Below are 19,603 nucleotides of genomic sequence, written 5' to 3'. Positions count from 1 at the left end.
CTGAAGGTCCGCCCTTCGGGGCCGGCTCTGCGTTGAGCCACACCTGCGGCCGGGTTTCCTTGCGGAACCCGGCCGTTTTGCTTTCAGGCACTGCGGTTTGCCATGCGAGGGAGAAGGACGGCATGCGTTGGGGAACCTATTTCGCCGTGTGCGCGGCGGTGATCAGCATCGGCCTGGCGCTGGGCGTGACCATGCCGCTGGTGTCGCTTCGCCTGGAAAGTTGGGGCTACGACAGCTTCGCCATCGGCGTGATGGCCGCCACCCCGGCGCTCGGCGTGCTGCTCGGCGCGCTGGTGGCCGGGCGCTGGGCGGCGCGCCTGGGGGTGACCCGCCTGATGCAGGCGTGCCTGCTGTTCAGCGCGCTATCGGTGGCGCTGCTCGCCCTGCTGCCGAGTTATCCGTTGTGGCTGGCGCTGCGCCTGGTGATCGGGGTGGCGCTGACGGTGGTGTTCATTCTCGGTGAAAGCTGGATCAATCAGCTGGCGCCGGAGCGGTGGCGCGGTCGCCTGGTGGCGCTGTACGGCACCGGCTATGCCCTCAGCCAGCTGTCCGGGCCGCTGCTGTTGGGCGCCCTCGGCAGCGCCACCGACTCGGGCTTCTGGGCTGGCACCGGTCTACTGATCGGCGGTTCGCTGGTGCTGTTCGGCCGCAGCGGCGCGCCGCGGGTCGACGCCCACAGCGCCTCCGGGCGCGGGTTGTGGGCGTTCTGCCGGCGCTTGCCGGCGATTGCCTGGGCGGTGGCGCTGTTCGCCGCGTTTGAGGCGATGATCCTCACCCTGATGCCGGTGTATATGCTGCGCGAAGGTTTCGGCGAGAGCCTGGCGCTGACCCTGGTCAGCGTGGTGGTGGTCGGCGATGCTGCGTTGCAGCTGCCGATCGGCTGGCTGGCCGATTACATGCCGCGTATCAGCCTGTTCCGCGCCTGCGGCTTGCTGTTGTTGCTGTCCAGCCTGAGCCTGCCGCTGTTGCTGCACACGGACTTGGTCTGGCCGCTGCTGCTGCTGTTCGGCGCCAGTGCCGGCGGCCTGTTCACCCTGGCGCTGATCCTGATCGGCGAGCGCTATCGCGACGACGAGCTGGTGCGCGCCAATGCCCATGTTTCCCAGTTGTGGGGCATCGGTTGTCTGATCGGGCCGCTGTTCACCGGCGCCGCCAGCCAGTGGCTGAGCGGCCACGCCTTGCCGCTGCTGATGGCGCTCGGCGCGGCCGGTTTCGTCTGGCTGGTCTGGCGGCAGGATGACTTCGCCGAGCCGGCACCCGTGTGAGCGGCGCCCGCAGCCCGCTACAGCAGGTTGCGGCTGCCCAGTGTTTCCTTGAAGCGGTACCAGAGCATGCCCAGGGCCAGCAGCGGCGAGCGCAGCAGCTTGCCACCGGGGAAGGTCAGGTGCGGTACCTGGGCGAACAGGTCGAAGCCGCGGCTTTCCTGGCCGGCGATGGCCTCGGCGAGCAGGCGCCCGGCCAGGTGGGTGGCGTTGACGCCGTGGCCGGCATAGGCCTGGGCGTAGAACACATTGGGCTGATCTTTCAGGCGGCCGATCTGCGGCAGGCGGTTGGCGCCGATGCCGATCATCCCGCCCCACTGGAAGTCGATGCTGACGTTTTCCAGCTGCGGGAAGACTTGCAGCATTTTCGGTCGCATATAGCCGGCGATGTCCGCCGGATCTCGGCCGGAGTAGTGGCAGGCGCCGCCGAATAGCAGGCGCCGGTCGGCCGACAGGCGATAGTAGTCGAGCGCCACGCGCTGGTCGCACAGCGCCATGTTCTGCGGGATCAGGCTGCGCGCCTGGGCCACGCTGAGCGGCTCAGTGGCGATGATGTAGCTGCCGGCCGGCAGCACCTTGCCGCCGAGCTCGGGGTTGAGATCGTTGAGGTAGGCGTTGCAGGCCAGCACCAGCTGCTTGGCGCGCACCTGGCCCTGGGCGCTGTGCACGCGCACCTCGGCGCCGTAGTCGATGCGCGTCACCGGCGACTGCTCGAACAGCTGCACGCCGAGCGCCTGCGCGGCGGCGGCTTCGCCGAGGGCCAGGTTGAGCGGGTGCAGATGGCCGGAGCCCATGTCGATCAGGCCGCCGACATAGCGGTCGGAGCCGACCACCTGATGCATCTCGTCGGCCTTGAGCACGCGTAGTTCGTGGCGATAGCCCAGTTCGCGCAGGTCCTCGCGGTCCTCGAGGAAGCCGGCCAGGTCGCGCGGGGTATTGGCCAGGTCGCAGTAACCCCAGGTCAGGTCGCAGTCGATGGCGAAGTGCTCGATGCGCCGGCGGACGATCTCCACTGCCTCCAGGCCGAGCAACTTCAGCTCGCGCACGCCGTCGCTGCCGATCACCGCGCTGAACTGCTCGAGGTCGTGGCCGACGCCGCGAATCAGCTGGCCACCGTTGCGCCCGCTGGCGCCCCAGCCGACCCGATGGGCCTCCAGCAGCGCCACCGAGAAGCCGCGTTCGGCCAGTTCGATGGCGGTGTTCAGCCCCGAGAAGCCGCCGCCGACTATGCACACGTCGGCCTGCACCTCGCCGGCCAGGGGCGGGTAGGCGAGTTGGCGATTGACGCTGGCGGCGTAGTAGGAGGCGGCGTGTTGATCGCTGTGCACGGGCTGGCGAACGCGGGCGTTCATGTGCGAAATCCTGATTGTGGTGTTTGGAAAATTCAACGCAGGATAAGCGCGGCTTCGGCGCAGCGCCAAGGGGGAGGGCAAAAAAACCGGTTTCCGTCGGCCAGTCCGCCGCTGGACCGCTACCGTGTGGCGGGCCAGGGTAAGATGCCGGCGACTTTCCCAGGACGCCGCCGATGAGCTGCACCAACCGCAAGATTGATCACCTGCGCCGGCAGATTCCGCGTTTCGACTGTGTGCCCGGCTGCCACGATTGCTGTGGCCCGGTGACCGCCTCGTCGGAAGAAATGGCCCGTCTGCCGGTCAAGAGCGCCGCCGCGCATGAGGCGGCGCTGGCCGAGTGGAACTGCGTGCACCTCGGCCCCCAGGGCTGCCAGGTGTATGAGCAGCGGCCGCTGATCTGCCGCCTGTTCGGCACCACGCCAAGCCTGCCGTGCCCCCGCGGGCAGGGGCCGGAAACCCCGACCGCGGCGCCGGTCGAGCAGCAGGTGCATCGGCTGATCGCCAGCACCCGCCAGGTGCTGGTGTAGGGCTGTTATCGCTGTCGCTTGCCGCAGAGGGTGGGGCAGCGTTGCCGGTTTACCCTCTCCCCCGGCCCCTCTCCCATAAATGGGCGAGGGGAGTCATTCCGGCACCGGCAGGCTCAGCGACTCCTTCACCTCTTCCATGACGATGTACGACTTCGACTCGCGCACGTGCGGCAGCTTGAGCAGGATGTCGCCGAGCAGCTTGCGGTAGGAGGCCATCTCGTTGATGCGTGCCTTCACCAGGTAGTCGAAGTCGCCGGACACCAGATGGCACTCCAGCACGTGCGGCAGCTTGAGCACGGCGCGGCGGAATTCCTCGAAGGTGTCGCCGGACTTGTAATCCAGGCTGATCTCGACGAACACCAGCAGGTTGGCCTTCAGGTGCTGCGGATTCAGCCGCGCGCTGTAACCCATGATGATGCCTTCGCGCTCCAGGCGGCGGACCCGCTCGGTGCACGGCGTGGTCGACAGGCCGACCCGCTCGCCCAGTTCGGTGAACGACAAGCGGCCGTCATCCTGGAGGATACGTAAAATATTCCGGTCGATCTTATCCAGCTCGCGGCGGCTCTGATGCTGGGTTCTCATGGGGGATGCCACTCCGTAAATTGAATTGTTGCCGAGAATTCTCTCCAAATATAACCACAACTATAGTGAAAAGCACTGGTCAACGCTCCATATACTGCGCGCATCTACGCTCAAGATAACAAACGTCAGCGTAAACTCGCGGCGAGGAGACAGACATGCGTGTAATGGTGCTTGGCAGCGGTGTGATCGGCACCGCCAGTGCGTACTACTTGGCCCGTGCCGGCTTTGAGGTGGTCGTGGTCGACCGTCAGGCTGCCCCGGCCATGGAGACCAGCTTCGGCAACGCCGGCCAGGTCTCGCCCGGCTATGCCTCGCCCTGGGCCGCCCCCGGCATCCCGCTGAAGGCCATGAAGTGGCTGCTGCAGCGTCACGCGCCGCTGGCGATCAAGGCCACCGCCGACCTCGACCAGTACCTGTGGATGACGCAGATGCTGCGCAACTGCACCGCCGCCCGCTACGCGGTGAACAAGGAGCGCATGGTGCGCCTGTCCGAGTACAGCCGCGACTGCCTCGACGAACTGCGCGCCGAGACCGGCATCGCCTACGAAGGCCGCAGCCTCGGCACCACCCAGCTGTTCCGCACCCAGGCGCAACTGGATGCCGCCGGCAAGGACATCGCCGTGCTCGAGCGTTCCGGGGTGCCCTATGAGGTGCTCGACCGCGCCGGCATCGCCCGCGTCGAACCGGCCCTGGCCAACGTCGCCCATAAGCTCGCCGGGGCCCTGCGCCTGCCCAATGACCAGACCGGCGATTGCCAGCTGTTCACCACCCAATTGGCGGAGATGGCCGCCAAGCTCGGGGTCGAGTTCCGCTTCGGCCAGCACATCGAGCGCCTCGATTTTGCCGGCGACCGCATCAACGGCGTGTGGATCAACGGCCAACTGGAAACCGCCGACCGCTATGTGCTGGCGCTCGGCAGCTTCTCGCCGCAGCTGCTCAAGCCGCTGGGCATCAAGGCCCCGGTCTACCCGCTGAAGGGCTACTCGCTGACCGTGCCGATCACCAACGCGGAAATGGCGCCGACTTCGACCATCCTCGATGAGACCTACAAGGTCGCCATCACCCGCTTCGACAACCGCATCCGCGTCGGTGGTATGGCCGAGATCGCCGGCCACGACCTGAGCCTCAACCCGCGCCGTCGCGAGACCCTGGAAATGATCACCGCCGACCTCTACCCCGAGGGCGGCGACCTGGCCCAGGCGAGCTTCTGGACCGGCCTGCGCCCGGCGACGCCGGACGGCACGCCGATCGTCGGCGCCACGTCGTTCCGCAACCTGTTCCTCAACACCGGTCACGGCACCCTGGGCTGGACCATGGCCTGCGGTTCCGGGCGCTTCCTCGCCGACCTGATGGCCCGCCGGCGCCCGCAGATCAGCGCCGAAGGTCTGGACATTTCCCGTTATGGCAACCGCAAAGAGAACTCCGAAAATGGACATCCAGCGCCTGCGCACTGAACAACGCTACAGCGAGATCGTCATCCACCAGGGCACCGTCTACCTGGCCGGCCAGCTGGCGGATGACCTCGGTGGCGACATTCGCCAGCAGACCCGCGAGACCCTGGCCAACATCGACCGCATGCTCGCCGAGGCCGGCAGCGACAAGTCGCGCATCCTCTCGGTGACCATCTACCTGAAGGACACCGACGCCGACTACGCCGGCATGAACGCCGAGTGGGACGCCTGGGTGGCCAAAGGCGCCGCCCCGGCCCGCGCCACCGTCGAGTCGCGGCTGTATGCGCCCGAAGTGCTGGTGGAAATGACGGTGATCGCCGCCCAGCTTTGAACCCTGCTTTGCCCGGATTTCACCCCGGGCTTTTTTATTCCCTTGCCTGGATGGAAACCTGTTGCCATGCGTCCCGCCCGTGCCCTGATCGATCTCAACGCCCTACGCCACAACTACCGGCTGGCCCGTGAAGTGTCCGGCGCCAAGGCCCTGGCGGTGGTCAAGGCGGATGCCTACGGGCATGGCGCGGTGCGCTGCGCCCAGGCCCTGGAGGGCGAAGTCGACGGCTTCGCCGTGGCCTGCATCGAGGAAGCGCTGGAGCTGCGCGCCGCCGGCATCCGCCAGCCGATCCTGCTGCTCGAAGGCTTCTTCGAGGCCGAGGAGCTGGCCCTGATCGAGCAGCACGAGCTCTGGTGCGTGGTGCATTCACTGTGGCAGCTGGACGCCATCGAGCGCGCGCCGCTGAGCCGGCCGCTCACCGTGTGGCTGAAGCTGGACTCCGGCATGCACCGGGTCGGCCTGCATCCGGCCGACTACCAGGCCGCCTACCGGCGCCTGCAGACCTGCGGCAAGGTCGGCAAGATCGTGCTGATGAGCCACTTCGCCCGCGCCGACGAACCCGACTGCCCGCGCAGTGCCGAACAACTGGCGACCTTCGAGCAGGCGCGCGAAGGCCTGGACGCCGAGATCAGCCTGCGCAACTCGCCGGCCGTGCTCGGCTGGCCGAGCATCCCGAGTGACTGGGTGCGCCCTGGCATCATGCTCTACGGCGCCACCCCGTTCGAACAGGCGCAGGCCCTGGCGGCGCAACTGCGGCCGGTAATGACCCTGGAATCGAAGATCATCAGCGTGCGTGAGCTGCCAGCCGGTGAGCCGGTGGGCTATGGCGCACGCTTCATCAGCGAGCGGCCGACCCGCGTCGGCGTGGTCGCCATGGGCTATGCCGACGGCTACCCGCGCCACGCGCCGACCGGTACTCCGGTGTGCATCGACGGCCAGCCCAGCCGCCTGATCGGCCGCGTGTCGATGGACATGCTCACCGTCGACCTCACCGATTTGCCGCAGGCCGGCCTCGGCAGCAGGGTCGAGCTGTGGGGCAAGCAGGTGCTGGCCAGCGACGTCGCCACCCAGGCCGGGACCATCCCCTATCAGCTGTTCTGCAACCTGCGGCGGGTGCCGCTGATCTATTCGGAAAACTAGCCGCGCAGGATTTGCGCTCGTACTGTTGTAAATACTGAACGCTGTTGCCATGATACGGCCAACTTTCCGTATCTTCCCGAGGGGGACACCAGCATTGGACGTCGGCGTTCGACTACAATCCATTCGCAAACTTAAAGGCCTTTCCCAGCGCGAGCTGGCCAAGCGCGCAGGGGTCACCAACAGCACCATTTCGATGATCGAGAAGAACAGCGTCAGTCCCTCGATCAGTTCGCTGAAGAAGGTGCTGGCGGGCATCCCGATGTCGCTGGTGGAGTTCTTCTCCCTCGAGATGGAGCAGGACAACCATACCCAGGTGGTCTACAAGGCGAATGAGTTGATCGACCTGTCCAGCGGCGCGGTCACCATGAAGCTGGTCGGCAGGGCGCACCCCAGCCGCGCCATCGCCTTTCTCGACGAAACCTACCCGCCGGGCTCCGATACCGGTGACGAGATGTACGCGCACGATGGCGAGGAAGCCGGCGTGCTGGTCGAAGGCCGACTGGAGCTGACCGTCGGCGGTGAGATTTACATTCTCGAAAGCGGCGACAGCTACTACTTCGAAAGCTCCAAGCCGCACCGTTTCCGCAACCCGTTCGATGCGCCGGCACGGCTGATCAGTGCCACCACTCCGGCGAATTTCTAAGTCCCTTGCCTGACCCTGCGCCCGCGTCGATCCTGTCTAGGTTCCACCTGGCGCGGGCTATGCCCCTGCGACAAGTTGGGTTGTTTCGACTTGGCGGGTGAACCGCTATACTGGCGCCCGCTCGCGAAACCGTGGCCGCGGGCGTACTAGCCACGATGAGGGTGTAAGCGTGAACCTAATTAAGAAAATGCTGGCGGCTCATGCTGCCGTCCTGGCTCTGTGGGCTGTGAGCGCTCAGGCCGCGACCAATGATGAGATCGCCGCGCGACTGAAGCCGGTCGGCGAAGTGTGCGTGCAAGGTCAAGAATGCAAGGGTGTCGCAGCCGTGGCCGCCGCCGCGGGTGGCGGGGCGAAAACCCCGGACGACATCATCACCGCTCATTGCGGTGCCTGCCACACCGCCGGCGTGCTGGGTGCGCCGAAGATCGGCGACGGCGCGGCGTGGAAGGCCCGTGCCGACAAGGAAGGCGGCCTCGACGGCCTGCTGGCCAAGGCCATCAGCGGAGTCAACGCAATGCCGCCGAAAGGCACCTGCGCCGACTGTACCGATGCTGACCTGAAAGCCACTATCAAAAAGATGTCCGGCCTCTAAGAGCCTGTTTACGATCTGCTGCGCGTCGGCCATACCGCGTTAAAAATGGCCTCGGGATGCTCATTTACAGCTCGTAAACTCCGCTCCCTCGGCCATTTTTGCCTTGTCTGGCTCTAGCTCGCGAGATCGTAAACAGGCTCTAAGGTCCACATCGCTTGCAACAAAGCCGCCTCCGGGCGGCTTTGTCGTTTCTGCGGCGCGGGAGTCACCCCTGCCCGGGAGATGGGTAGGCGGCCCGGTCACTCCAGCCCTCTTCCGCGGGCGAGGGCGTCAAGCCGACACGCTGCAGCCCAGGGGTTCAGTCGCGGAAGCTGACCTTGCCGCCTTGCAGCGACTGCACCCGCGCCAGTGACTCGACCCGGTAACCCTCGCTTTCCAGCAGGTCGCGACCTTCCTGGAAGGACTTCTCGATGACGATGCCGATGCCGGCGACGCTCGCCCCGGCCTGGCCGATCAAATCGAGCAGCGCCTTGGCGGCGTGGCCGTTGGCGAGGAAGTCGTCGATCACCAGCACATGATCGCTGCTGTTCAGGTGCTTGGCGGAGATGGCGATGGTGCTTTCGCTCTGCTTGGTGAAGGAGAACACCTTGGAGATCAGCAGGTCGTTCTTCAGGGTCAGCGACTGGAACTTGCGCGCGAAGATCACCGGGATGCCCAGCTCGAGGCCGGCCATCACCGCCGGGGCGATGCCCGAGGCCTCGATGGTGACGATCTTGGTGATGCCCTGATCGCGGAAGCGCTCGGCGAATTCATGGCCGATCTGCTGCATCAGCAGCGGGTCGATCTGGTGGTTGAGGAAGGCGTCGACCTTCAGCACCTGTTCGGAGAGCACGATGCCCTCGTCGCGAATCTTCTGTTTCAGCGCTTCCACGCTCTTGCCCTCGTTGTGTCGATGAAGCCCGGTCGGTGCCGGGGTTAAGCCGGTTCGTGCACCCTAGCCCGGATCACATCCGGGCTACGGGATGTAATCCGTAGGATGGGTCGAGCGAAGCGATACCCATCGGCATGGGTTCGATGGGTATCGTCGCTACGCTCCTCAACCCATCCTACGGGAGCGTCATTCAGGACCTGCGCGTAAACGGAGGATCTGCGCTCACTCCGCCGCCGGTCGTTTCAGCATGGCGCGCATATTCGCCAGGGCATCATTGCCGCGCGCCGCCTTGACCTCCACCGGTGCGTCGTCCTGGCCGTGCCAGACCAGGTCTTCCGGCGGCAGTTCGTCGAGGAAGCGGCTCGGCGAGCAGTCGATGATCTCGCCATATTGCTTGCGCTTGGCGGCGAAGGTCATGGTCAGGTTCTTGCGCGCGCGGGTGATGCCGACGTAAGCCAGGCGCCGCTCTTCCTCGATGGTGTCGGCCTCGATGCTGGAGCGGTGCGGGAGGATTTCCTCCTCCACGCCGATGATGAACACCGAGGGGAATTCCAGGCCCTTGGAGGCGTGCAGGGTCAGCATCTGCACGCCCTCGGCGCCTTCTTCCTCTTCCTGCTGGCGCTCGAGCATGTCGCGCAGCACCAGCTTGCCAATGGCTTCCTCGATGGTCATGTCGCCGTCTTCGTCGCGCTCCAAGGTGTTCTTCAGCGCGTCGACCAGGAACCAGACGTTGCCCATGCGCGCGTCGGCGACCTTGTCGCTGGAGGCGTTCTGGCGCAGCCAGTTCTCGTAGTCGATGTCCATCACCATGCTGCGCAGCACGGCGATCGGCTCGTTCTGCGCGCACTGCTGGCGGATGCCGTCCATCCAGCGCTTGAAACGCTGCAGGCGCTCGCCGTAGCGGCTGTCGAGATGGGCGCCGAGGCCGACTTCGTCGCAGGCCGCATACATGCTGATCTTGCGCTCGGTGGCGTAGTTGCCGAGCTTTTCCAGGGTGGTCGAGCCGATCTCGCGGCGCGGCACGTTGATCACCCGCAGGAAGGCGTTGTCGTCGTCCGGATTGACCAGCAGGCGGAAGTAGGACATCAGGTCCTTGACCTCCTGGCGGGCGAAGAAGCTGGTGCCGCCGGACAGCCGGTAGGGAATCTGGTGGTGCTGCAGCTTCAACTCCATCAGCTTGGCCTGGTAGTTGCCGCGGTAGAGGATGGCGAAGTCGCTGTACGGGCGCTCGGTGCGCAGGTGCTCGGTGAGGATCTCCATCGCCACCCGCTCGCACTCGGTTTCCTCATTCTTGCAGCGGATCACGCGAATCTCGTCGCCGTGGCCCATCTCGCTCCACAGCTGCTTCTCGAAGGCGTGCGGGTTGTTGGCGATGAGCACGTTGGCGCACTTCAAGATACGGCTGGTCGAGCGGTAGTTCTGCTCGAGCATCACCACCTTCAGCGACGGGTAGTCGTCTTTCAGCAGCATCAGGTTTTCCGGGCGCGCGCCGCGCCAGGCGTAGATCGACTGGTCGTCGTCGCCGACCACGGTGAACTGGTTGCGCAGGCCGACCAGCAGCTTGACCAGCAAATACTGGCTGGCGTTGGTGTCCTGGTATTCGTCGACCAGCAGGTAGCGGATGCGGTTCTGCCACTTCTCGAGGATCTCGGGATGGTCCTGGAACAACTTCACCGGCAGCAGGATCAGGTCGTCGAAGTCCACCGCGTTGTAGGCCTTGAGCGTGCGCTGGTAGTGCAGGTAGACAATCGCCGCGGTCTGCTCCTTGGGGTTGCGCGCGTTGGCCAGCGCCGCCTCGGGCAGGATCAGGTCGTTCTTCCAGCTGCCGATGTAGTTCTTGATCTCATCGGCGCCGTCATCGCCGGCGTATTCCTTCTGCATGATGTCGGTCAGCAGGGCCTTGATGTCGCCTTCGTCGAAGATCGAGAAGCCCGGCTTGTAGCCCAGCGCCGCATATTCCTTGCGGATGATGTTCATGCCCAGGTTGTGGAAGGTCGAGACCGTCAGGCCCTTGCCCTCGCTGCCGCGCAGCAGGGTGCCGACGCGCTCCTTCATCTCCCGCGCGGCCTTGTTGGTGAAGGTCATGGCGACGATGTGTTGGGCGCGGATGCCGCAGTTCTGCACCAGATGGGCGATCTTGCGGGTGATTACGCTGGTCTTGCCGGAGCCGGCGCCGGCGAGCACCAGCAGGGGACCGCCGACGTAGTTCACGGCTTCTTGCTGCCGGGGATTGAGTCGGGACATGCGGATCGAATCGCGAGGGAAGTGGGCGCGCATTCTAGCAGGCCGTGGCGCCGATGCCTCGACCGGGTGGAGGCTTGTGACGGACTGCGTGATGGCAACACGCCAGCCTTGGCTTATTGCTGTGATCCAGTACGCTGGTGCCATTCGTCGGGGTTGCCGCGCATTCGGCTTTCCCGCAGGATGCCCCGAATCTGCACAGGACGTGCGAAATAGACGCTGTGAGCGGCGCACTCAGGCGACTCGATCGCCACTGTCTTGTGTTGGGGAGGTTGCTTGTCCGCGTTCGTCGAACCTGTGCGGATAGTCCTGCTGGCCGAACGGCCGGAATGGGCCGAATCATTGCGCGAGCATCTGGCCGCGCTGGGCAGCCTTGTCCCGCTGATCACCGCACCGTCCTGGGACGCCGCTAGTAATCTCTTCGACGCCGCCAATCCGGCCCTGCTGCTGACCACCCCAGCGCGTCAGCCGGCGCCCGGCCGTTGCCCGTGGCCCACCGTGTTGTTGCTCGACGAGGAGCCGGCCGAAGCGCCGCTCGGCGTCAGCGACTGGCTGGTGCGCGGCAGCCTCGGCGCCGATGTGCTGCGCCGCTGCCTGCGCTATGTGTGCGAACACAGCAACCTCAAGCTCACCCTGCTGCGCCTGGCCGAACAGGACCCGCTGACCGGCATCGCCAACCGCCAGGGCTTCCAGACCCTGCTGGCGGCGCGTCTGGCCGAGTGCGGCGGGCGCGGCCTGGCCCTCGGCCATCTCGATCTGGACAACTTCCGCCACGCCAACGACGCCCTTGGTCACCAGGCCGGCGACCGCCTGATCCTCCAGGTGGTGGCGCGGCTCAAGGTGCTACTGGCGGCCGGCGACCAGCTGGCGCGCCTGGGCGGCGACGAGTTCGCCCTGCTGCTGGACACCCGCCACGATCCGCAGCGCGCCGCGCAGCTGGCCGAGCGCCTCACCGAGGCGCTGTCCGAGCCCTATTGGATCGACGGCGAAAGCCTGCTGCTCGGCTGCAGTCTGGGCCTGGCCCATGCCTGTGAGGCCGGCGCCGACCCGCTGATGTGGCATGCGCACATCGCCATGCAGCAGGCCAAGAGCACCCAGGGCTGCACCTTCCACGTCTTCGACGCGCGCATCAACCGCAACGCGCGCAGCCTCGCCGACCTGGAAGGCGAGCTGCGCCGGGCGCTGCGCCGCGACGAGCTGGAGCTGCACTACCAGCCGCGCCTGTGCCTGCACAGCGGCCGCATCCTCGGCCTCGAGGCGCTGGTGCGCTGGCGCCACCGCGAGCGCGGCCTGCTGGCGCCCAACGAATTCGTGCCGCTGGCCGAACAGAGCGGGCTGATCGTGCCGCTCGGCTACTGGGTGATGGCCCGCGCCCTGCGCGACATGCAGTGGCTGCGCGGGCGCGGCCTGCCGGCGCTGCACATGGCGGTCAACCTGTCGTTCCGCCAGTTCCTCGACAGCCAGTTGCTGGCGACCCTCGGCCGCCTGATCGAGGAACGCGGCGTCGATGCCCAGTGGCTGGAATTCGAACTGACGGAAACCGCGGTGATGCGCCGCAGCGAGTCGGTGCGGCAGACCATGGACAGCCTCGCCGCGCTCGGCGTGCGCTTCTCGCTGGACGATTTCGGCACCGGCTATTCCTCGTTCCAGCACCTCAACAGCCTGCCGATCAGCCTGCTGAAGATCGACAGGAGCTTCGTCGGCGGCATGCGCGAGCGCGCCGAGAACCGTCAGCTGGTGCGGGCGATGATCAACCTGGCGCATAACCTCAACCTCGAGGTGGTCGCCGAGGGGGTCGAGAGCGCCGAGCAGCTGGCGCTGCTGCGCCAGTTCGGCTGCGACCAGGTGCAGGGCTACCTGATCAGCCAGCCGCTGCCGCTGGCCGAGCTGGCGCGCTTCCTGGTGTTCGGCAAGCGCGAGGAGCGGGTGGCCGAGCTGCCGGGTTAGCCGCGCTGGAGGCGCGGGCCAGGCCCGCGCCTACAGCCGTTGTAGGGTGGATGTCGCTTTGCACATCCACCGGCGCGGTGGTGGAAAACGCTGCGCGGTTTTCCAACCTACCAGGCGGCGCAGAGTGACGAGCTGAAGAGGAGCCTGCCGCCACCCTCATCCCCGCGCACCTAGCTCAGGCACGCCTGGCCCGGGGGCTGCTCCGCGCGCAACAGCTTGGCGGTCTTCCACTCGAAACCGAGGCTCAACCCGAGCGCCGCGCAGGCCAGGCCCACGGCCAGGCCCCACCACACCCCAGCGGCGCCCCAGCCGAGCGGCAGGGCCAGCGCCCAGGCCAGCGGCGCGCCGATCGCCCAGTAGCAGACCAGGCCGACCAGCAAGGTGGTCTTGGCATCCTTGAGCCCACGAATCGCGCCCATGGCGATGGTCTGCAGGCCGTCGAACAGCTCGAACCAGGCGGCGATCGCCAGCAGCTGTACGGCCAGCGCGATCACCGCCTGGTGCTCGGCGGCGCCGGCGTCGAGGAACAGGCCGATCACCGCCTGCGGCGCCAGCCAGAACAGCAGGGCGAAACCGAGCATGCACAGGCCGCCGAGACCGATCGCCAGGCGCCCGGTCTGCCGCGCCGCGTGGAAGCGCCCGGCGCCGAAATGCTGACCGATGCGGAAGCTCGCCGCGTAGGAAATCCCCACCGGCACCATGAAGGCCACATAAACGGCCTGGATGGCGATCTGGTGCGCGGCCAGCTCGGTGCTGCCGAGCGCGCCCATGCACAGCGCGGCGACGAAGAACAGCCCGGACTCGACCACATAGGTGCCGCCGATCGGCAGGCCCAGGCGCAGATTCTCGCCCAGCGCCGCCAGGTTCGGCCGCGCCAGCCCGGCCAGCAGCGGCCAGGGCCGGTAGAACGGCTGCCAGCGGATGTACAGGGCCAGCCCCAGGGCCATCAGGTTCATCACCACCGCGGTGACCAGGCCGATGCCGGCCAGGCCGATGCGCGGCAGGCCGAACAGGCCGTGGATCAGCGTGTAGTTGAGGAGGAAATTCAGCAGCGCGCCGCCCAGGCTGATCGCCAGCACCGGGCCGGGGCAGCCGAGCGCGCCGGTGAAGCCGCGCAGGGTCATGAACAACAGATAGCCGGGCAGGGCGAACATCAGGGTGGAGAGGAACTGCATGGCGCCGGCGATGTTGGCCTCATCCTGGCCGGCCAACCGCAGCAGCGGCGCCAGATGCCAGAGCAGCAGGCCGGCGAGCAGCGCCAGACTGAAGGCCACCCATAGCCCGGCCTGGGTCATGGCGCGCACCCCGGCGGCGTCCTGCGCGCCATGGCGGATCGCCACCAGATTGCCGACCGCGGCGATCACTCCGACGCAGAAGATCGACACGAAGTTGTAGCCAGCCGCGCCGAGCGCGCCGGCAGCCAGCTGCGCCGGGCCGAGCAGGCCCATCATCACCGTGTCGGTGAACACCATCAGCACATGGGCCAACTGCGCCGCCACCAGCGGCCCGGCCAGGCGCAGCAGGGCGGCGAGTTCGCTGCGGAGACTGTCAGACATAAGCGAGAATCATCATTCGAGTGGCAGTCGGATTGTCCTCTGCCCGGCAATACTCGCTATTCTCCTGAGACGCTGGCACCCGCCACAAAGGGATAAAAGCCATATCAGCCATGAGTATTAGTCATCGATGAGCCGTTTGCCGCCGCTCTACGCCCTGCGCGCCTTCGAGGCCGCGGCGCGCCACCTGTCCTATACCCGCGCCGCCGAGGAACTGGTCCTGACCCAGAGTGCGGTGAGCCGGCACATCCGCACCCTCGAGGCGGACTTCGGTTGCCGCCTGTTCGAGCGCGCCGGCCGCGGCCTGCGCCTGACCGAGTCCGGGCGCCTGCTGTTGCCCGGCCTGCGCGACGGCTTCGCGGCGCTCGAGCAGGCCTGCGCCAGCCTGCGCAGCGAGGAGGGCGTGCTGCGCCTGAAGGCGCCCTCGACCCTGACCATGCGCTGGCTGCTCGCCCGGCTGTCGCGCTTTCGCCTGCATCACCCGGACAGCGAGGTGCAGCTGACCAGCGCCTGGATGGACGTCGACAAGGTCGATTTCCAGCACGAGCCGTTCGACTGTGCGGTGCTGCTCGGCGATGGCAGTTTCCCCGAGGACTGGCACAGCGCGCTGCTGTTCGAGGAGTGGCTGATCCCGGTCTGCGCCCCCGAGGCGGCCGCCGCCGGACCCTGGGATCTGGCCCGTCTGCAGGCCGCCGAACAGCTGCACCCGACCCCGGATCGCCGCGACTGGCGGCAGTGGCTGCAGGCCACCGGCCTCAGCGAGCAGGTGCCGCTCAAGGGCGGCCAAGTGTTCGACATGCTCGAGCTGGGCATAGTCGCCGCCGCGCGCGGCTACGGAGTGTCGATCGGCGACCTGCTGCTGGTCGCCGAGGATGTCGCCGCCGGCCGCCTCGGCCTGCCCTGGGCGACCGCGGTGTCCAGCGGCTGCAGCTACTACCTGGTGTGGCCCAAGGCGCGCCGCGGCCAGGAGCGCCTGCGCCGCCTGCGCGACTACCTGCAGGCCGAGGTGGCGGCCATGCGGTTGCCGGCGGTGCAGCGTCTGCGCGCTTGAAAAATGCCGTCGGTCAGCTACCTCACGCACCATGCATCCGGGCGCTACCCTCGGGAGGCGACCGCTTGGACAGTCAGCTCATGGATATGCATCAGAACGCCGCCAGCCTGCACGCCACGCTGGAGACTCTGTATCGCAACGAATCGCGGCGGGTGCTGGCCACCCTGATCCGCCTGCTGGGGGATTTCGACCTGGCCGAGGAGGCCCTGCACGAGGCTTTCCGTGCGGCCATGGAGCAGTGGCCGGGCGCTGGCGTGCCGGCCAATCCGCGCGCCTGGCTGGTCTCCGCCGGGCGCTTCAAGGCGATCGATGGGCTGCGTCGACAGGCACGCTTCCAGACCCTGGAGACCCTCGGCGATAGCCTCGAGCCGGTCGATGCCGCCGAAGTTTGGGACGGCGAGCATCTGGAAGACGACCGTTTGCGCCTGATCTTCACCTGCTGTCACCCGGCTCTGGCGGCCGACGCTCAGGTGGCGTTGACCCTGCGCGAGGTCTGCGACCTGACGACCGAGGAAATCGCCCGCGCTTTCCTTTGTCCGCCGAGCACCGTGGCACAGCGCATCGTGCGCGCCAAGGCGAAGATCCGCGAGGCACACATTCCCTACGAGGTGCCCGGTCGCGGCGAGTTGGCCGAGCGCCTGGAGGCGGTGTTTCGGGTGGTCTACCTGGTGTTCAACGAGGGCTATTTCGCCAGCTCCGGCGAGTCGCTGACCCGCAGCCAGTTGTCCGCCGAGGCGATCCGCCTGGGCCGCCTCTTGCTCGAACTGTTGCCCGAACCGGAGGCCCAGGGCCTGCTGGCGCTGATGCTGCTGCACGAGGCGCGGCGCCCGGCACGGACCTCGGCCAGCGGCGAGCCGGTGCTGCTCGAGGAGCAGGACCGCAGCCTGTGGGACCCGGCGCTGATCGCCGAGGGCGATGAGCTGGTCCTCGCCGCGCTGCGTTCGCGGCGCTTCGGCCCCTACAGCCTGCAGGCGGCGATTGCCGCCGTGCATGCCGAGGCGCCGAGTGCCGCGGCCACCGACTGGGCGCAGATCGTCGGCCTCTACGACGCCCTGCTGCGCCTCGCGCCCTCGCCGGTGGTGGCGCTCAACCGCGCGGTGGCGTTGGCCATGCGCGACGGTCCGGCGGCCGGGTTGGCGCTGGTCAACGCGCTGTTGGCGGGCGGCGAGCTGGACGACTACCACCTGGCGCATGCCGCCCGCGCCGATCTGTGCCGCCGTCTGGGCCGTGTCGACGAGGCGCGCGCCGCCTACCAGCGGGCCCTGCAGCTGAGCCAGCAGGGCGCGGACCGGCAGTTCCTCGAGCGCCGGCTGGCCGAGTTGGCCGACGGCTGAGCAGGCCCGTAGCCCTAGGGTGGGTTGAGCTTGGTGTTTGGCCCGGAGACATGGGTATCGCTACGCTCAACCCATCCTGCGAGCTTCGGTAGGGCGGGTGAAACCCGCGTGTCGCGATGCCCGATGGGTTGCACCCGCTCTCCGGCTGGCCTCTAACCCAGCAGTAATGACCGGCGAATTTTTTTCGCGTCTTTGTCGATTGGTCCGCTGGCCGCTCGACTACTGAATAACCAAGCCGCTCCAACCACCCAAGGAGATTCGCCATGAAATACCTGCTGCTGGTCTACGGCGACGAAAGCCTCATGCACAGCCTGCCCGACAGCCCGCACGACGCCGAGTGCAACGACTACTGCGAATCGGTGCGCGCCAGCGGCCGGCTGCTCGCCGCCGAGGCCCTGGAACCGGTGCGCAGCGCCACCACCGTGCGTCTGCGCGGCGGCAAGCAGTCGATCACCGACGGCCCGTTCGCCGAGACCAAGGAGCAGCTGGCCGGCTTCTACCTAGTCGAGGCGCGCGATCTCAACGAGGCGCTGCAGGTCGCCGGCAAGATCCCGGCGGCGCGGGTCGGCAGCGTCGAAGTGCGCCCCGTGCGCCAACTGCAGATCTGAGCGCCGCGCCATGTGCCCCTTCTGCCTGGCCGCGCTGACCCTCGGCGGCAGCGGCCTGCTGGCCGCCGGCGGGCTCGGCGCTTGCCTGCTCGGCAAGCGTCGCGCCACCAAGCCATCCCCGCCAACCCCCATCGGGAGAGCGAACCATGAAACCCAGTGATTATCCGAAGATCGCCGGCCGCGCCGAATGGCTGCAGGCGCGCCTGGCCCTGCTGGCCAAGGAAAAGGCCTTCACCCATGAACGCGACCGCTTGAATGCCGAGCGCCGCAAGCTGCCGATGGTCGCCGTAGACAAGGATTACCGCTTCCAGGGGCCGCAGGGTGAGGTGCGCCTGCTCGATCTGTTCGACGGCCGCAGCCAGCTGATCGTCTACCACTACATGTTCCACCGCGACCGTGGCGAAGGCTGCCCAGGCTGCTCCTACCTGGTCGACAACATCGGCCACCAGGCCCACCTGCATGCCCGCGACACCAATCTGGTGCTGGTCTCGCGCGCACCGTTGGCGGAGCTGGAGGCGTTCAAACGGCGCATGGGCTGGAACCTGCCCTGGTACTCGTCGTTCGGCAGCCCGTTCAACTACGACTTCCACGTCAGCCTCGACGAGCGCGTGGTGCCGGTGCAGTACAACTACCGTGACAAGGCCGAGCTCAAGCGCCTCGGTCTGGACTATCACCTCGAGGGCGAGCAGCCCGGCCTCAGCGTGTTCCTGCGCGACGGCGAGCGGGTGTTCCACAGCTACTCCAGCTACGGGCGTGGCCTGGACTTGCTCGATGGCACCTCCAACTACCTCGACCTCACGCCCTTCGGCCGCCTGGAAGGCTGGGACGGCATGCCCGACCTGGGCGGCCAAGGGAAATTCTGGGCCAAGTTGCACGACCGTTACGACGAAACCCCCGCCGTGGCGCACGACTGCTGCGCCACGGCCAAAGCCAAAGCCAACTGAAGCGAGGGACTCAGCATGAATACCGCCACCCAACTCAAGAACGACCACGACCAGATTCACGAACTGCTCGACACCTGGGTCAAAGGCTTCCTGGCCAAGGACGTGGCCACCGTCATCTCCACCTACGCCGAGGACATCATCGCCTTCGATGCCATCGCCCAGCTGCAATTCAAAGGCCGTGAGGCCTATCGGAAGCACTGGCAAGCGTGCATGGCGATGTGCCCCGGCAAGCCGACCTACGAGGTGCGCGAGCAGCACATCGACATCAGCGGCGACCTGGGACTTGCCCATTACCTATGCTATTGCGGCGGCACCGATGCCAACGGCCAACCTCAGGGTTGCTGGATGCGCGTGACTCAGGGATTCCGCAAGCAGGCCGGGCGCTGGCTGATCGTCCATGAGCATTTCTCTATGCCGTTCGACATGGAAAGCGGCAAGGCGATTTTCGATGCCCAACCCTGAGGAAATGATCGATATGGATAAGGACTTCGTTATCAGCCACCAGTTGGTCTGGCAGACCTGGAGCGAGGCTTCGCGCCTGGCGCCGGCACAATTCTGAAGGAGAGATGCAATGGCAACCCTACTGATCGTCATGGTGCTCGTGCTCGTCGGCCTGGCTCTCTGGATCGCCCGGCGGCCGGACCACTTCCATGTCGAACGCTCGGCGCTGATCCCCGCGCCGCCCGAGGCGGTGTTCGCGCAGATCAACGACTTCCACCACTGGCACCAGTGGTCACCGTTCGCCCGCGACCCCGACATGCGTGTCGAATACCTGGGCTCGGCGAGCGGCGAGGGCGCGCTGTACCGCTGGGCCGGCAACAAGGAGGTCGGCGAAGGCAGCGCCACCATCGTCGAGAGCCGGCCAGGCCAGCTGGTGCGCATGCAACTGGAATTCCTCAAGCCGTTCCGCGCCAGCAGCGTCGCCACCTTTCAGTTGCGCCCGGAAGGCGCTGGCACGCGCGTGGTGTGGGGGCTGGACGGACGCAACAACTTCATCGCCAAGGCCATGGGCCTGCTGTTCGATCCGGACAAGATGTGCGGCGGCGCGTTCGAGCAAGGCCTGGAGCAGTTGCGCGCGCGGGTCACGGCGGCGCCGGAGGGTGTGCAGATAGCCCGGATGTAATCCGGGAACGCCGGCAACTCCGCGCTCCCCGGCTTGCATTCGGCTACGGCT

The 19,603-nt window shown here is 67.0% G+C and carries 20 protein-coding genes; 15 read left to right on the top strand and 5 right to left on the bottom strand.

All coding sequences use genetic code 11. From position 1 onward, the window contains the following. The first annotated feature begins 122 nt into the window (after positions 1 to 122). On the top strand, positions 123 to 1,265 hold the full coding sequence (locus D3880_RS21715) for an MFS transporter (protein ID WP_119895482.1): 1,143 nt from the start codon (positions 123 to 125) through the stop codon (positions 1,263 to 1,265). Positions 1,266 to 1,282: 17 nt separating this feature from the next. Here D3880_RS21715 and D3880_RS21710 read toward each other — a convergent pair whose 3' ends face one another. Then, a complete protein-coding gene (locus D3880_RS21710) occupies positions 1,283 to 2,614 on the bottom strand; it encodes an NAD(P)/FAD-dependent oxidoreductase (protein ID WP_119895481.1) in 1,332 nt (443 codons plus the stop codon). A 173-nt stretch (positions 2,615 to 2,787) separates the two neighbouring features. Here D3880_RS21710 and D3880_RS21705 point away from each other — a divergent pair, with 173 nt between their 5' ends. Then, positions 2,788 to 3,141: a YkgJ family cysteine cluster protein gene (locus D3880_RS21705; RefSeq protein ID WP_119895480.1), complete on the top strand. Its 354-nt coding sequence runs from the start codon at positions 2,788 to 2,790 to the stop codon at positions 3,139 to 3,141. A 93-nt stretch (positions 3,142 to 3,234) separates the two neighbouring features. Here D3880_RS21705 and D3880_RS21700 read toward each other — a convergent pair whose 3' ends face one another. Then, the gene (locus D3880_RS21700) at positions 3,235 to 3,723 is read right to left on the bottom strand and encodes an Lrp/AsnC ligand binding domain-containing protein (RefSeq protein ID WP_119895479.1); all 489 of its coding nucleotides are present in this window, start codon (positions 3,721 to 3,723) and stop codon (positions 3,235 to 3,237) included. 155 nt (positions 3,724 to 3,878) lie between these two features. Between D3880_RS21700 and dadA the strand changes: the two genes are divergently transcribed. The 5 genes from dadA to D3880_RS21675 all read left to right on the top strand — a co-directional run bounded on the left by dadA (position 3,879) and on the right by D3880_RS21675 (position 7,880). After that, entirely contained in the window at positions 3,879 to 5,177 is a 1,299-nt protein-coding gene (dadA, locus tag D3880_RS21695; protein ID WP_119895478.1) for a D-amino acid dehydrogenase, read from the top strand. Further along, complete coding sequence (locus D3880_RS21690) at positions 5,152 to 5,505, top strand: RidA family protein (RefSeq protein WP_119895477.1); 354 nt, start codon at positions 5,152 to 5,154, stop codon at positions 5,503 to 5,505. Before dadA ends, D3880_RS21690 begins: the two co-directional genes overlap by 26 nt. Positions 5,506 to 5,571: 66 nt before the next feature. Continuing rightward, a complete protein-coding gene (gene alr, locus D3880_RS21685) occupies positions 5,572 to 6,645 on the top strand; it encodes an alanine racemase (RefSeq protein ID WP_119895476.1) in 1,074 nt (357 codons plus the stop codon). A 94-nt stretch (positions 6,646 to 6,739) separates the two neighbouring features. Continuing rightward, positions 6,740 to 7,288, top strand: a complete 549-nt coding sequence (locus D3880_RS21680) for a cupin domain-containing protein (protein WP_119895475.1) — start codon at positions 6,740 to 6,742, stop codon at positions 7,286 to 7,288. A gap of 169 nt (positions 7,289 to 7,457) precedes the next feature. Then, entirely contained in the window at positions 7,458 to 7,880 is a 423-nt protein-coding gene (locus tag D3880_RS21675; RefSeq protein WP_119895474.1) for a c-type cytochrome, read from the top strand. A gap of 298 nt (positions 7,881 to 8,178) precedes the next feature. Here D3880_RS21675 and D3880_RS21670 read toward each other — a convergent pair whose 3' ends face one another. Further along, positions 8,179 to 8,751: a xanthine phosphoribosyltransferase gene (locus D3880_RS21670; RefSeq protein WP_119895473.1), complete on the bottom strand. Its 573-nt coding sequence runs from the start codon at positions 8,749 to 8,751 to the stop codon at positions 8,179 to 8,181. Between the two features lie 222 nt (positions 8,752 to 8,973). Continuing rightward, positions 8,974 to 10,995, bottom strand: a complete 2,022-nt coding sequence (gene rep / locus D3880_RS21665; protein ID WP_119895472.1) for a DNA helicase Rep — start codon at positions 10,993 to 10,995, stop codon at positions 8,974 to 8,976. 273 nt (positions 10,996 to 11,268) lie between these two features. On the opposite strand from rep, the gene D3880_RS21660 reads away from it, so the two are divergent. After that, positions 11,269 to 12,939: a putative bifunctional diguanylate cyclase/phosphodiesterase gene (locus D3880_RS21660; protein ID WP_119895471.1), complete on the top strand. Its 1,671-nt coding sequence runs from the start codon at positions 11,269 to 11,271 to the stop codon at positions 12,937 to 12,939. Positions 12,940 to 13,109: 170 nt separating this feature from the next. On the opposite strand, the gene D3880_RS21655 is transcribed toward D3880_RS21660, so the two are convergent. Further along, a complete protein-coding gene (locus tag D3880_RS21655; RefSeq protein WP_119895470.1) occupies positions 13,110 to 14,495 on the bottom strand; it encodes a NorM family multidrug efflux MATE transporter in 1,386 nt (461 codons plus the stop codon). 127 nt (positions 14,496 to 14,622) lie between these two features. Here D3880_RS21655 and D3880_RS21650 point away from each other — a divergent pair, with 127 nt between their 5' ends. The 7 genes from D3880_RS21650 (at position 14,623) to D3880_RS21625 (ending at position 19,552) form a co-directional block, all read left to right on the top strand. Continuing rightward, complete coding sequence (locus D3880_RS21650; protein WP_119895469.1) at positions 14,623 to 15,543, top strand: LysR substrate-binding domain-containing protein; 921 nt, start codon at positions 14,623 to 14,625, stop codon at positions 15,541 to 15,543. 86 nt (positions 15,544 to 15,629) lie between these two features. Beyond that, positions 15,630 to 16,877, top strand: coding sequence for an RNA polymerase sigma factor (locus D3880_RS21645; RefSeq protein WP_119895809.1), 1,248 nt, complete (start codon positions 15,630 to 15,632; stop codon positions 16,875 to 16,877). Positions 16,878 to 17,140: 263 nt separating this feature from the next. Next, on the top strand, positions 17,141 to 17,485 hold the full coding sequence (locus D3880_RS21640; protein ID WP_119895468.1) for a YciI family protein: 345 nt from the start codon (positions 17,141 to 17,143) through the stop codon (positions 17,483 to 17,485). A 10-nt stretch (positions 17,486 to 17,495) separates the two neighbouring features. Further along, the gene (locus D3880_RS22835) at positions 17,496 to 17,645 is read left to right on the top strand and encodes a hypothetical protein (RefSeq protein WP_162935029.1); all 150 of its coding nucleotides are present in this window, start codon (positions 17,496 to 17,498) and stop codon (positions 17,643 to 17,645) included. Continuing rightward, entirely contained in the window at positions 17,632 to 18,429 is a 798-nt protein-coding gene (locus D3880_RS21635) for a DUF899 domain-containing protein (protein ID WP_119895467.1), read from the top strand. Before D3880_RS22835 ends, D3880_RS21635 begins: the two co-directional genes overlap by 14 nt. A gap of 15 nt (positions 18,430 to 18,444) precedes the next feature. Continuing rightward, on the top strand, positions 18,445 to 18,891 hold the full coding sequence (locus tag D3880_RS21630) for a YybH family protein (protein WP_119895466.1): 447 nt from the start codon (positions 18,445 to 18,447) through the stop codon (positions 18,889 to 18,891). A gap of 109 nt (positions 18,892 to 19,000) precedes the next feature. Next, complete coding sequence (locus D3880_RS21625) at positions 19,001 to 19,552, top strand: SRPBCC family protein (RefSeq protein WP_119895465.1); 552 nt, start codon at positions 19,001 to 19,003, stop codon at positions 19,550 to 19,552. The last annotated feature ends 51 nt before the right edge of the window (positions 19,553 to 19,603 follow it).

It is taken from the genome of Pseudomonas cavernae (genome assembly GCF_003595175.1).
Lineage (GTDB): Bacteria > Pseudomonadota > Gammaproteobacteria > Pseudomonadales > Pseudomonadaceae > Aquipseudomonas > Aquipseudomonas cavernae.
Note: the sequence above shows the minus strand (reverse complement) of the source record. Positions and strands in the feature narration are given on the sequence as shown.